This window comes from Pseudomonas sp. NPDC090208, from assembly GCF_044746785.1.
Lineage (GTDB): Bacteria > Pseudomonadota > Gammaproteobacteria > Pseudomonadales > Pseudomonadaceae > Aquipseudomonas.
In genome coordinates, this window is the sequence record NZ_JBIVCU010000021.1 from 106,770 (window position 1) to 119,474 (window position 12,705).

The following is a 12,705-nucleotide window of genomic DNA, read 5'->3' on the forward strand; positions in this document are numbered from 1 at the left end:
TCGCTCCGGTCACAATAAGGCAACGTTTCACCGGCAGGCTTCGTCACTACGAGGCTTGCTGGAGCCTTATCGAGACGGATACCCACGCAGTTGATTACAAGCAATCAGATCACACCCCGCCCGCAATTGGTGTACCTGGTGTTCGGTGCCGACACCTACCATCAGGAAGCCGTATTCAGCATTGCCAGTGCACTGGCCCAATCCGGCGAGCCCGCCGAACGGCCATTCGACATTCAAGTATTCAGCGACAACCCCGAGCCTTACCGTGACTTGCCGGTGCGCGTGCGCCCGTTCGACAGCCAGACCCGCCAGGCCTGGAGCGGCCCCCACCATTACGGCTTTCGCTGCAAGCACGAAGTCGCGCGCTGCGTGCTCGCCGAAGCAGAAAAAGTCATTCTGATCGACACCGACACGTTCTTTCTCGCCAGCCCCATGGCGCTGTTCGAACGGGTTCGCCCCGACAGCCTGCTATGCAACGCCCTGCGCCTGCGCTACGCCGACTGCAAGGACACAATCCTCTATACCGCCCTGGCCGAAACGCTGGTCCGACGCAATCTGGCAGACGACCAGATGAGCCTGATCAACTCCGGAGTGATCGGTCTGACCCGCAACAACATCGCCGTGCTCGACTCCTCCCTCGCGCTGATGGACGAATTCTTTCCGCTCACCCCCGGCGCGATCACCCTTGAGGAGTTCTGTCTGGGAGTGGCGGCCTATCGCAGCCTGACCGTCGAGCAATGCCCGGACCTGATTCACCATTACTGGAGCCGCAAGCAGGTGTTCCGGGCCAAGGTCCGCGCCTGGCTGCGCAAGCACGACAGCGCGCCGCTCAGCGCTCACGCCCTGGCAGACACCGCCAAGGTCTCACCACACTTGCCGCGCCCGGCGTCCTGGCAACGTTTGCTGTACAAGGCAGCGACCCTCGCGGTACCCGGTCAGCAGCGACAGTTTGTCCGTGAACTGCTTTATGGCTGCTGCGAATACCCCAACGAGTTCGACCGCGCCTGTTCGCACGTCTGGTGGGAAAAAGCCTTTTATAACGCCGAACAGCGGATCAAGAAGCCGATAGCCCCCGACCAGTTGCGTCAGTGGCTCGACCACTGGATGGTGCAACGCCTGCTGGGGCGGCGCAGCACGGCGATCTATCAGCATCTGGTACAGATCCAGACACCTCGCTGACCAGCCCGCCCCCGATGCGCACTGCACCGCGTATCGGGGAAACACCGCTTCTCATTGCCGGTCTGGCGTCGTACTCTCGCGCCATGTCCCTGATCTCCCGCCTTCTGCTGACCGCCCTGCTCGCCGGCCTGAGCTTTGCTGCTCTGGGCGAAAGGCTGCGCATCGTCACCGAGCCGTGGTCGCCTTACGTGACTGTCGACGGCGATCAGGTTTCCGGGCTCGATTACGAAATGACCAACATCGTGTTCAAGCGCCTGGGCATCGACGTGCAGTGGCAGTTCCTGCCATGGAAACGCTGCCTGCTGATGTTGGAACAGGGCGAGGCAGACGGTGTGCTGGATATCTTCAAGGTCAGTGAGCGGGACGATTTGCTGCTGTACCCCGCCGAGCCGCTGTCCGAAGTCAGCTGGGTACTGTTCCAGGCCAACGCCAGGCCTCATCCGTTCAACAGCCTGCAGGACCTTGCCGGGCTGACCGTGGGCGTGTCGCCGGGGTACCTGTACAGCCCGGAATTCGACGCGTCGACCCTGTTCACCCGCGAGCCTGCACCCAGCCACGAGGCCAACTTCGGCAAGCTGGCGCGCGGGCGTATCGACCTGCTGGTGACCGATCGCCTGTTGGGCCAGCAGATGCTCGACACCCTGAAACTGCGCGATCAGATCAGCCAACTGCCGACCGTGATCAACCGCCGCGACATGTTCCTGGCCCTGCGCCGCAACGTCGGCATGGATTTGCTGATGCAGCGTTTCAGCGCCGAACTGCGGCGTTTCAAGCACGAGCCGGCCTACGCTCAACTGGTGACACGCTACACCGGCGAGCCACCCGCCCCTGCTCAGGCCCCGCAGGCATCGGACGATGGCTTGAAAGCCGTTGAGCAGCACGAACGCAGCGCATTGTGATTGCTCTGTTATACTCCGGCCTTCCCGCCAGGCTTACGCCCGGATGCTCGGTCTCACAGAAGACTTCTCGACCCCGCCAGCAGCGCATTTCCGTTCACGCGCCCCTGCCACGAGTTGAACTTACAGACCCCGGGACTGCGCCCTTCGAACATTTTTTTGCGCCGAGCACATCATCCCTATTCGGGCCCCTCGGCCCCAACTTAAGACAGGATTCCTCATGTCCTTTGCTTCCCTCGGTCTCTCCGAGGCTCTAGTCAGCGCCATCGAGGCTGCTGGCTATACCCAGCCTACTCCGGTGCAACAGCGGGCCATTCCCGCCGTGTTGCAAGGCCGCGACCTGATGGTTGCCGCTCAGACAGGTACGGGTAAAACCGGTGGCTTCGCCCTCCCGATCCTGGAGCGCCTGTTCCCCGCCGGTCACCCGGACAAATCCCAGCGTCACGGCCCGCGCCAGCCGCGCGTTCTGGTCCTGACCCCGACCCGTGAACTGGCTGCCCAGGTTCACGACAGCTTCAAGATCTACGCCAAGAACCTCAAGTTCGTCAGCGCCTGCATCTTCGGCGGCGTCGGCCTGAACCCGCAGGTTCAGGCCATGGCCCGTGGCGTCGACGTACTGGTGGCCTGCCCGGGCCGCCTGCTCGACCTGGCCGGCCAGGGCAGCGTCGATCTGTCCCACGTTGAAATCCTCGTGCTCGACGAAGCCGACCGCATGCTGGACATGGGCTTCGTTCACGACGTGAAGAAAGTCCTCGCGCGCCTGCCGGCCAAGCGTCAGAACCTGCTGTTCTCGGCGACCTTCTCGGCTGACATCACCGCGCTGGCGAGCAAGCTGCTGCATGACCCGGAACGCATCGAAGTCACGCCGCCGAACACCACGGTCGAGCGCATCGAACAGCGCGTGTTCCGTCTGCCGGCCAACCACAAGCGTTCGCTGCTGGCGCACCTGATCACTCAGGGCGCGTGGGAACAGGTGCTGGTGTTCACCCGCACCAAGCACGGCGCCAACCGTCTGGCCGAGTACCTGGACAAGCACGGCCTGAGTGCCGCCGCGATCCACGGCAACAAGAGCCAGAACGCGCGGACCAAAGCCCTGGCCGACTTCAAGGCCGGCTCCGTGCGTATCCTGGTTGCCACCGACATCGCCGCTCGCGGCCTGGACATCGACCAGTTGCCTCACGTGGTCAACTTCGAACTGCCCAACGTCGACGAAGACTACGTACACCGCATCGGTCGTACAGGCCGTGCCGGTCGCAGCGGTGAGGCGATTTCGCTGGTGGCGCCGGACGAAGAGAAACTGCTCAAGAGCATCGAGCGCATGACCCGCCAGAAGATCGCCGACGGTGATCTGATGGGCTTCGACATTAACGCCGTCGAGGCCGAGAAGCCGGAAGTCCGCGAGCGTCCGGACGTGCGCAACCCGCGCAACGCCCGTGGTCAGCGCGGCGACAACAGTGGCGGCGGTGGTGGCGGCGGTCGCAAGGACAAGGGCAAAGACAAGGGCAAGGAAAAGCCGGAGAAGCAGGACAAGCCGGCGGCCGCAGCCAGCGAAGAAGGTGAACGCCCTGCCCGTCAGCCACGTCGTCAGCAGAAGCCGCGTCAAGGCAAACCGTCGAGCGAAGCCCGTTCGACTCAACCTGCCGCGCCAGCCGCCAATCGCGCACCGGACGAGTTCCTGGATGACGAGGTCGACAATTTCGGCAACCGCGCCGACTACGTCAGCCCGTACCAAAACAAGAACCAGCAGGGTCGCAACCGTCGTCCGGGTGCACCGGGCGCAGGTTCTGCCCAGGCACCACGCCCGCAAGGCCAGGGTCGCAACAACCCGCGCAACGGCAGCAGCACCGGCACTGGCAGCACTGCCGGTGGTGGCGCCAGCAACGGTTCCGGCGCCAAGCGCAATGGCCCACGCAACGGCCAGAGCCAGGGTCGTCGTGAAGACCAGCCACGCAACCGCCGTCCGGCCCGTGACGATCAGGGTCGTCAGGAGCCAGCGGTGAAGAACCCGCGTGAGGGTCAGACCCAGCCAAAGATCATGCACAAGGAATCCAAGGCCGACCGTTTCCCGACGCCGGAGCAACTGGACCAACTGCCAAGCCGCCCACGCGGTGAGAAGCCGGCACTGCTGACGCGTAATCGCTAAGCATTGCCGCACACGAAAAAGCCCCGACCGGTTCGGGGCTTTTTTGTCTGGTTCTGGAGGCTGACGCCGAATCTGTAGGAGTGAGCTTGCTCGCGATTGCGATCTGTCAGCCAGCGATGTGTTGTCTGATCTGGCGCATCGCGAGCAAGCTCACTCCTACAGGATTTTCCCCGGGGTGTCTGATCTGACGCATTCGCCAGCAAGCCGGCTCCCACAGATTGCAGCTCACACACAAAAACGCCGACCCTGAGGTCGGCGTTTTTTATTGCTGCAGCCCGTCTTACTTGGCTTTGACGCCTTCGAACGAGATGTCGAAGGTGACTTCGTCAGACTGTGGACCCAGGTCCATCATCTTGCCGAAATCGGAACGCTTGATCGAAGTGGTGCCTTCGAAGCCAGCACGGTAGCCGCCCCATGGGTCCTTGCCTTCACCCAGGAAGGTGGCTTTGACGGTGACCGGCTTGGTCACGCCGTGCAGGGTCAGGTCGCCGATCACGTCAGCAGTGGTCTTGCCGTCGGCGTTCTTGCCGATGTTGGTGACCTTGGTGGACACGAACTTGGCGTCAGGATAGGTCGCGACGTCCAGGAAGTCCTTGCTGCTGATGTGCTTGTTACGCTCGGCGTGGTTGGTGTCGACGCTGGCGGTCTTGATGTCGATGCTGATCTTGCTGTCTTCAGGTTTGGCAGCGTCGAAGCTGAAAGTACCGCTCCAGTCCTTGAACGTACCGTGGATGAAGCTGTAGCCCAGGTGGCTGATCTTGAAGTCGACGAAGGCGTGCTGGCCTTCCTTGTCGATGGTGTAGTCGGCGGCCATGGCCTGGCCGGCCGAGAACAGAGCGGTGCCCAGAGCCAGTGCAGCAAGAGTCTTTTTCAACATCGGTTGTCTTCCTTTCTAAGTTGAATTGCGCGTCAGGCCTTGCGGCCCAGCATACGAACAAGGGTCGCATCACGATCGATGAAGTGATGCTTCAAAGCCGCCAGCCCATGGAGAACCGCAAAGATCACCAGGGTCCAGGCGAGATACAGGTGCACTTCGCCGGCCACGTCTGCCTGGTCGGGCAGTCCGCTGATCAGCGCAGGCACTTCAAACAGACCGAACACCGGAATCCCGACACCTTCTGCGGTGGAAATCAGGTAACCGGCAAACATCACCAGGAACAGGTCCAGGTACAGGAACGCGTGGCCCAACTTGGCGGCGATGCGCACGAAGCGGCTGTGATTGGCCGGTGCCGGCGGCGGTGGGCTGACGAAACGCCAGACCACACGAATCAGCATGACCAGAAACAGGGTGATGCCGATGCTCTTGTGCAGATCCGGCCCCGCCTTGCGCCAGGCGTCGTAGTAACCGAGCCCGACCATCCACAGCCCCAGCGCGAACAACCCGAAAACCGTCAACGCCACGCCCCAGTGCAAAACGATGCTGACCCAGCCATAACGAGAAGAAGAGTTGCGTAACTGCATGGTGCCATTCCTGTAAAAGCAGCCTGTGAAGCTGCGAGAAAGACTAGCGCTTTACCTATCTAAAGAAAGCGCAAAATTTCGCTCTGAAATATCAGGAAATACGATGGAAATTTCCCGTCATAGTTTTCCTTACAGGAGATTAACCCAGCATTACGTGTGTATTTGCGTACGCCGTTTGCTTTTGTGGGAGGGAGCTCTGCTCGCGATTGCGGTGCGCCAGTCAACCCATCATGAACTGACCTGACGCTATCGCGAGCAGAGCTCCCTCCCACGGCCTCCGGCCAGAATCAAAAGCAATGTGGGCAATGCATCCGTAGCCGTCCGGCTTGCCGGCGGTAGCGATCTCGCAGGCCCCGCCGCCGGCAAGCCGGACTGCTACAGAAATAACACTCTAGACGTAACGGTTATTCGCCAGACGAAAAAAAAGGCGCGGTATTTAAGCCGCGCCTTTTTCACCTCAGCGTTCTACCGCTCAGTTCTTGCTGTCGGCCGCCGGGGCTGCCGCTTTTTCGCTGCTGGCCTTGGCCGGGGCTTTTTTGCTGGCCTCGGTTTTGGCAGGCGTCTTGTGCGTGGTGGCCGGAGCCTTTTTCACTGGCTCTTTTTTCGCCGGTTCTTTCTTGGCTGGCTCTTTCTTGACGGCCTCTTTCTTCGCTGGGGCCTTCTTCGCAGGCTCGGTGACCGCAGGCTTGGCCGGCTCGACCGCTGGTGCAGGCGGTGGCGTGACCGGAGCAGGCGCTGGCGCAGGTGCCGGAGCTGGCTCTGGCGCTTTCTCGACCGGTTTGGCTTCCGGTTTGGAGCCGCCGAACATGTTGGAGAAGAAGCCGCCGATACCGCCGCCGCTGTCTTTCGCGGCTGGCTCAGGCGCTTTCGGCGGTGCGACTTTCACCGGCTCGAACGACTTGCCGGCCGCCAGATCCTGCACCTGGCTCGCCGCGCGTTGACCGGTGCGCAGGGCACCTTCCAGCGTGCCCGGATACAGCGCGTCGGTGTGCTCACCGGCAAAGGTGATGCGCTGCAGCGGTTTTTCCCACAGGCGCCAGAACTTGCTGATCTGCCCCGGACCGTAGGCCAGGTAGGCGCCGCCCGTGGACGGATCGACACTGGAACGACGGATTTCATAGCCGGTGAACGCGCCACGGGCCTGTGGATAGAAAGCGTGCAGACGGATCAGCACCTGATCCACCAGTTGCTTGTCGCCAAACGCCTGCATGATCCGCGCGTTATCGCCGGACAGGTTGACCACCGCGTTGGCGCCCCCCTTCAGCGCAGGCTCGATCCAGAGCATGCCCAGACCGGTGTTGCTGTAGATTTCGCCGGACATGCGCGCCTTGCTGTCCCATACCGGCGTCTTGAACTTGAGCATGATCTGGTCATGCCAGCCGTAGTTGGTGCTCTTGATCGCCGCCTGATGCTGGGCGTCCAGCGCCGGGGTCAGCTGGATCTTGCTCAGCGCGCGCAACGGCACGGCCAGCACCAGATACTCGGCCTCGTAGCCCACCGCCCCGACCTTGACGGTCACGCCGTCCTTGTCCTGATTGATGGCCGATACCGGCGAGTTGGTCTTGATCACTTTCAGCTGTTTGACGAAGGCATCGGCCAGTACCGCGCTGCCACCGGGCAGACGCGCGGCGCGACGGTCGCGGTCTTCGACATTGCGGTTGACCCGCGATTGCTGGGCGAAATACAGCAGCGACAGGCGCGACGGCTCGTCGTAACGGGTACGGATCTGCTGGTTGATCAACTGACGTGCGGTGGCCGGCAGGTTCAGACGGTCTAGCCAGGTCGAGACGTTGGTCTGGTCCAGGGCGAACAGCGCGCTGGTCGCAGCCGGGTTTTCCGGGTCGGCAATCGACTTGGCCAAATCATCCAGGGTGGTTTCGTAGCGCTTGATCGCTTCGGCAGTGGCCGGCTGCTTGGTCGCCAGGTCGGCCGCAGTGAAGTACTCGCCTTCGATCAGATAGCCGGGGGTACGCACGAATTCGGGCGCCGGCACCGGATTGAGCTTGAAGCGTTCCAGGTACTGGTTGAGCACCGGCTGCGCCTTGGCGTTGCCGATCCATTCGCTGCCGGCCAGGCCCGAACGGCCACCGACGCTGGGCTTGGCTTCCAGCAGGGTGACCTGCCAGCCCTTGTTCTGCAGCTCATAAGCTGCCGTCAGACCGGCCATGCCGCCGCCGACGACAATCGCCGTATGCGGCTTATCCACGGCCAGCGCCGACGCGCTGACCAGCCCAACCATCACCAGCGCACAGGCGCGCAGCCAACCAGGAAGCATTAAGCGAACTCCGGAATTAACGAGAGAAAATTCAGATTTCAGTATCGGAACCTTCGAAGAGGCGCGAAGCATACGCCAGCCATGAAACGCCCGCCAGACAATGTCCATCGGGCATATTTACGGTAGTGAAATCGCGCTAAAGGTTGTCCCTGCGCCGGGCATTGCATAGGCTTGCGCGATTGTTTCGCCCTCGCGCCATGCGAGCTGCTACCAGGAGATTGCCAATGGGCCTCAACAACCAGTGGATGCAACGCGACCTCAAGGTCCTGTGGCACCCCTGCACCCAGATGAAAGACCACGAGCAGCTGCCGCTGATCCCGATCAAGCGCGGCGAAGGCGTATGGCTTGAGGACTTCGAAGGCAAGCGCTACCTCGACGCGGTCAGCTCGTGGTGGGTCAACGTGTTCGGCCATGCCAACCCGCGCATCAACCAGCGCATCAAGGATCAGGTCGACCAACTGGAGCACGTGATTCTGGCCGGCTTCAGCCATCAGCCGGTGATCGAGCTGTCCGAGCGTCTGGTGGCAATGACCCCGGAAGGTCTGACCCGGTGCTTCTACGCCGATAACGGTTCGTCCTGCATCGAAGTCGCGCTGAAAATGAGCTTTCACTACTGGCTCAACCGCGGCCAGCCGAACAAAAAGCGCTTTGTCACCCTGACCAACAGCTATCACGGTGAGACCGTGGCGGCGATGTCGGTGGGCGATGTGCCGCTGTTCACCGAAACCTATAAAGCGCTGCTGATGGACACCCTCAAGGTGGCGAGCCCGGACTGCTACCACCGTCCGGAAGGCGTGAGCTGGGAAGCCCACTCGCGGACGATGTTCGAGGTGATGGAACAGACCCTGGCCGAGCACCACGATACCGTCGCGGCGGTGATCATCGAGCCGCTGATCCAGGGCGCGGGCGGCATGCGCATGTACCACCCGATCTACCTCAAGCTGCTGCGCGAGGCCTGTGACCGCTACGGCGTACACCTGATCCACGACGAAATCGCCGTCGGCTTCGGCCGCACCGGCACCATGTTCGCCTGCGAGCAGGCCGGTATCCGTCCGGACTTCCTGTGCCTGTCCAAGGCCCTGACCGGCGGCTACCTGCCACTGGCGGCGTGCCTGACCACCGAGGACGTCTACAGCGCGTTCTACGACGAATACCCGACCCTGCGCGCGTTCCTGCACTCGCACAGTTACACCGGCAACCCGCTGGCCTGCGCCGCTGCGCTGGCAACGCTGGATATCTTCGAGCAGGACAACGTCATCGAGAACAACAAGGCACTGGCGCAGCGCATGAAGACGGCGACAGCGCACCTGGCCGATCACCCGAACGTTGCCGAAGTGCGCCAGACCGGCATGGCCATCGCTATCGAAATGGTCCAGGACAAGGCCAGCAAGACCGCCTACCCGTGGCAGGAACGGCGCGGCCTGAAGGTCTTCGAACACGCCCTGACCCGTGGTGCACTGCTCCGTCCGCTGGGCAGCGTGGTGTACTTCCTGCCGCCGTACGTGATCACCCCGGAGCAGATCGACTTCCTCGCCGAAGTCGCCAGCGAAGGCATCGACATCGCCACACGCAGCAGCGTCAGCGTGCCGGTGCGGGAGAATTTCCATCCGGATTTTCGTGATCCGGGCTGAAGATGGCTTCACCGCTCCTGTAGGAGTGAGCTTGCTCGCGATGCGTGAGACCAGACACCACATCGGTGCCTGACAGAACGCAATCGCGAGCAAGCTCACTCCTACAATTGAATGCTGCGACACACTTCTTTATCGAGACACAACCATGAGACTCTCCCGCTTTTTCGTCGACGCGCCGCTGAGCCTCGGCGAACACGAGCTTCCCGAGGCCCAGGCGCATTACATCGGTCGTGTGTTGCGCATGGCCGAGGGCGATGCGCTGCAACTGTTCGATGGCTCCGGCATGGAGTTTCGCGCCACGCTGGTGGAAGTCGGCAAGAAACAGGTGCGCGTGCAGATTGCCGAAAGCTTCGCCGGGCAGACCGAGTCGCCGTTGCGCGTGCACCTGGGTCAGGGCCTGTCCCGTGGCGAGCGCATGGACTGGGCGATCCAGAAAGCCACCGAACTGGGCGTCAACGAGATCACCCCGATCATCAGCGAGCGCTGTGAAGTGCGCCTCAAGGACGAACGCGCCGAGAAGCGTCAGGCCCACTGGCAACAGGTGGCGATCAGCGCCTGCGAGCAATGCGGGCGCTCGGTGGTGCCTGTGGTCAATTCGCCGGTGACGCTGGCCGACTGGCTCAAACACACCCAGGCCGACCTCAAGCTGGTGCTGCATCCAGTGGCCGAACCGCTGACCAGCCACGCCAAACCGGCAACGCTGGCCTTCCTGATCGGCCCGGAAGGTGGCCTCAACGACGCGGAGGTCGACCAGGCGCAAGACGCCGGCTTCCACGCCGCCCGCCTCGGCCCACGGGTGCTGCGCACCGAAACCGCACCAGTGGTGGCGCTGAGCGTGGCGCAGCAGTTGTGGGGGGATTTTTAGGGGGCCATCCCCTTGTAGGAGTGAGCTTGCTCGCGATGACGGTCTTTCAGGCACCGATGTGGTGTCTGATCAAGCGCATCGCGAGCAAGCTCACTCCTACAGCGATTGCGGTGTGTCAGTCACAGATACAGCGTCTGATCTGGCGCATCGCGGGCAAGCGCGCTCCTACGACGATTGTGGAGATAGGGGGCTCACAGCACATACCGCGTAATCGCCACAAAATGCAGCAGACTGCCGGCGATCACGAACAGGTGCCAGATGCCATGCCAGTGGCGGAAGCGCTTGTCGTAAGCGAAGAAGATGATGCCTACGGTGTACAACACCCCGCCGAGCGCCAGCCAGGTGAACCCGGCAGTCCCCAGCGTGCGCATCAGCGGCTTGACCGCCACCAGCACGATCCAGCCCATCACCGCGTAGATCACGATGGACATGACCCGCGCCTCCGAACGCGGCTTGATCTCCTGAAGCATGCCGATCACCGCCAGCCCCCAGACAATCCCGAACAGCGTCCAGCCCCACGGCCCCCGCAGGGTCACCAGACAGAACGGCGTGTAACTGCCGGCGATCAGCAGATAGATCGACAGGTGATCGACCTTCTGCATGATCACCTTCGCCCGCCCGCGCACGCTGTGGTAGACCGTCGACGCGCTGTACAGCAGCACCAGCGCCACGCCATAGACCGACACGCTGACGATCTTCCACACATCGCCGGCCAGGCTGGCGATGACCAGCAGCCAGACCGCACCGATGGACGCCAGCACGGCCCCCACCAGATGCGTCCAGGCGTTGAATTTCTCTCCGTAGTACATCCGCAAAATACCTCTCTGGATTGCAGGATATGACCCAAGGCTCCAGCTTATGGTGCAAAAGCGCAATCCATGTGTCAGCCCAAATGAGAATTTATTGCAGCCACCGGCCTGCGAGTTGGGCACAATCGGCATCGCCTGTCACAACAATTCGAGCGAACCACACGCCATGCAGATCGACGAAGAACTGACCCTGAAGAAGCTGGAGATCTTTCTGGCCTTCATGCGCACCGGCAATCTGGGCCGCGCCGCCGTCGAGCTGCAGACCAGCACGGTCAGCGTGCACCGGGCGATTCACTCGCTTGAGAGTGCCCTGCGCTGCCCGTTGTTCAAACACGAGGGGCGCAACCTGACGCCGCTGGAAAGCGCCTATGTGCTGGAGGAGCGCGCGCAGAAGCTGGTGCAGGACGTGTTGAGTACCGTGGAACAGACCCGCCAGGCGGCTGGCTTTTCCGCCGCGCGGTTCAAGCTGGGGGCGTTGTATTCGCTGACGGTGAAGACCGTGCCGCAGCTGATCATGGGCCTGAAGATCCGCCGCAGCGAGCTGAACATCGACCTGATCCTCGGCTCGAACATCGACCTGTTCTACAAGCTGAAGAACATGGAAGTGGACGCGATTCTGGTGTCGCTCAACGAAAGCGTCAGCGATGCCGATTGCGAGCAGCTGCCGTTGTTTTCCGATGACATTTTTCTCGCCACGCCCGCTGACTCACCGTTTGCCGGGCAAAGCGAAGTGGACCTGAGCGACCTGCGCGAAGTAACGTTCATCACCCTCACCCAAGGCTTCGCCACCCATCGCGACGGCATGCGGGTGTTTCAGCAGGCTGGGTTCGAGCCGAAGGTGGCGATGCAGGTGAACGACATCTTCACCCTGCTGAGCATGGTCAGCTCCGGCGTCGGCTATGCGCTGCTGCCGGGCCGGATCGCTGCCGTGTACGAAAACCGCGTGCGACTGATTCCGCTGCAAGCGCGCTATCACCTGCAGCAGCACATCGGCCTGGTCTTCCTCAAGGCCCGCGAACGCGATCCGAATCTGCTGGCGTTGCTGGCGGAATGCCGGATGTACTCCAATCGCCTGCTTGAAGGTTGACGCGGTCCCTGTAGGAGCGCGGCTTACCCCGCGACCTGCCGGGAACCGGCAGTAAATCCAGCGAATACGTTGTGTCAGGCAGACCGCATTCTCAGGCTTTACGACGGGTACCCCGCCGGTCGCAGGACAAGCCAGCTCCTACAGGACCATGACCAGCCGCAGGTTGTGTGAGTAAACACAATCCGTGGGAGGGAGCCCTGCTCGCGAAAGCGTCAATTCAGACAACCCGGCTTCGGCTGACACACCGCATTCGCGGGTAAGCCCGCTTGTATGCTTAGACTTGATGGGGTGGGCAGGACGGAAAGCCGAATCTGACTCTAGCCAGTACAGACCGTTGGGAGACTTCCATCTCACCCTGT

At 62.2% G+C, this 12,705-nt stretch carries 10 protein-coding genes; 6 read left to right on the forward strand and 4 right to left on the reverse strand.

Annotated features, from left to right (window positions below):
* Positions 1–93 precede the first annotated feature (93 nt).
* The 3 genes from ACIPL0_RS27010 to ACIPL0_RS27020 all read left to right on the forward strand — a co-directional run bounded on the left by ACIPL0_RS27010 (position 94) and on the right by ACIPL0_RS27020 (position 4,218).
* The gene (locus ACIPL0_RS27010) at positions 94–1,179 is read left to right on the forward strand and encodes a hypothetical protein (RefSeq protein WP_400601598.1); all 1,086 of its coding nucleotides are present in this window, start codon (positions 94–96) and stop codon (positions 1,177–1,179) included.
* Between the two features lie 83 nt (positions 1,180–1,262).
* On the forward strand, positions 1,263–2,078 hold the full coding sequence (locus tag ACIPL0_RS27015) for a substrate-binding periplasmic protein (protein ID WP_400601428.1): 816 nt from the start codon (positions 1,263–1,265) through the stop codon (positions 2,076–2,078).
* A gap of 217 nt (positions 2,079–2,295) precedes the next feature.
* A complete protein-coding gene (locus ACIPL0_RS27020) occupies positions 2,296–4,218 on the forward strand; it encodes a DEAD/DEAH box helicase (protein WP_400601426.1) in 1,923 nt (640 codons plus the stop codon).
* Positions 4,219–4,498: 280 nt separating this feature from the next.
* On the opposite strand, the gene ACIPL0_RS27025 is transcribed toward ACIPL0_RS27020, so the two are convergent.
* The 3 genes from ACIPL0_RS27025 to ACIPL0_RS27035 form a co-directional block, all read right to left on the reverse strand.
* A complete protein-coding gene (locus ACIPL0_RS27025; protein WP_400601424.1) occupies positions 4,499–5,095 on the reverse strand; it encodes a YceI family protein in 597 nt (198 codons plus the stop codon).
* A gap of 32 nt (positions 5,096–5,127) precedes the next feature.
* Complete coding sequence (locus ACIPL0_RS27030) at positions 5,128–5,679, reverse strand: cytochrome b (protein WP_400601423.1); 552 nt, start codon at positions 5,677–5,679, stop codon at positions 5,128–5,130.
* Positions 5,680–6,151: 472 nt separating this feature from the next.
* A complete protein-coding gene (locus tag ACIPL0_RS27035; protein ID WP_400601422.1) occupies positions 6,152–7,954 on the reverse strand; it encodes a flavin monoamine oxidase family protein in 1,803 nt (600 codons plus the stop codon).
* A gap of 224 nt (positions 7,955–8,178) precedes the next feature.
* Here ACIPL0_RS27035 and ACIPL0_RS27040 point away from each other — a divergent pair, with 224 nt between their 5' ends.
* Together ACIPL0_RS27040 and ACIPL0_RS27045 are read left to right on the forward strand one after the other, a co-directional pair.
* Positions 8,179–9,585, forward strand: coding sequence for an adenosylmethionine--8-amino-7-oxononanoate transaminase (locus ACIPL0_RS27040; protein ID WP_400601420.1), 1,407 nt, complete (start codon positions 8,179–8,181; stop codon positions 9,583–9,585).
* Positions 9,586–9,730: 145 nt separating this feature from the next.
* Positions 9,731–10,450: a 16S rRNA (uracil(1498)-N(3))-methyltransferase gene (locus ACIPL0_RS27045; RefSeq protein WP_400601418.1), complete on the forward strand. Its 720-nt coding sequence runs from the start codon at positions 9,731–9,733 to the stop codon at positions 10,448–10,450.
* Positions 10,451–10,641: 191 nt separating this feature from the next.
* Here the strand turns inward: ACIPL0_RS27045 and ACIPL0_RS27050 are convergent, their stop codons facing one another.
* Positions 10,642–11,259: a hemolysin III family protein gene (locus ACIPL0_RS27050; protein WP_400601416.1), complete on the reverse strand. Its 618-nt coding sequence runs from the start codon at positions 11,257–11,259 to the stop codon at positions 10,642–10,644.
* Positions 11,260–11,425: 166 nt separating this feature from the next.
* Between ACIPL0_RS27050 and ACIPL0_RS27055 the strand changes: the two genes are divergently transcribed.
* On the forward strand, positions 11,426–12,346 hold the full coding sequence (locus ACIPL0_RS27055) for a LysR substrate-binding domain-containing protein (protein WP_400601414.1): 921 nt from the start codon (positions 11,426–11,428) through the stop codon (positions 12,344–12,346).
* Positions 12,347–12,705: the final 359 nt, after the last annotated feature.

Bases quoted from the DNA above. Each gene is read 5' to 3' on its own strand.
- ACIPL0_RS27015 (WP_400601428.1), top strand. From the start codon at position 1,263: ATGTCCCTGATCTCCCGCCTTCTGCTGACCGCCCTGCTCGCCGGCCTG.
- ACIPL0_RS27020 (WP_400601426.1), top strand. From the start codon at position 2,296: ATGTCCTTTGCTTCCCTCGGTCTCTCCGAGGCTCTAGTCAGCGCCATC.
- ACIPL0_RS27025 (WP_400601424.1), bottom strand. From the start codon at position 5,095: ATGTTGAAAAAGACTCTTGCTGCACTGGCTCTGGGCACCGCTCTGTTC.
- ACIPL0_RS27030 (WP_400601423.1), bottom strand. From the start codon at position 5,679: ATGCAGTTACGCAACTCTTCTTCTCGTTATGGCTGGGTCAGCATCGTT.
- ACIPL0_RS27035 (WP_400601422.1), bottom strand. From the start codon at position 7,954: ATGCTTCCTGGTTGGCTGCGCGCCTGTGCGCTGGTGATGGTTGGGCTG.
- ACIPL0_RS27040 (WP_400601420.1), top strand. From the start codon at position 8,179: ATGGGCCTCAACAACCAGTGGATGCAACGCGACCTCAAGGTCCTGTGG.
- ACIPL0_RS27045 (WP_400601418.1), top strand. From the start codon at position 9,731: ATGAGACTCTCCCGCTTTTTCGTCGACGCGCCGCTGAGCCTCGGCGAA.
- ACIPL0_RS27050 (WP_400601416.1), bottom strand. From the start codon at position 11,259: ATGTACTACGGAGAGAAATTCAACGCCTGGACGCATCTGGTGGGGGCC.
- ACIPL0_RS27055 (WP_400601414.1), top strand. From the start codon at position 11,426: ATGCAGATCGACGAAGAACTGACCCTGAAGAAGCTGGAGATCTTTCTG.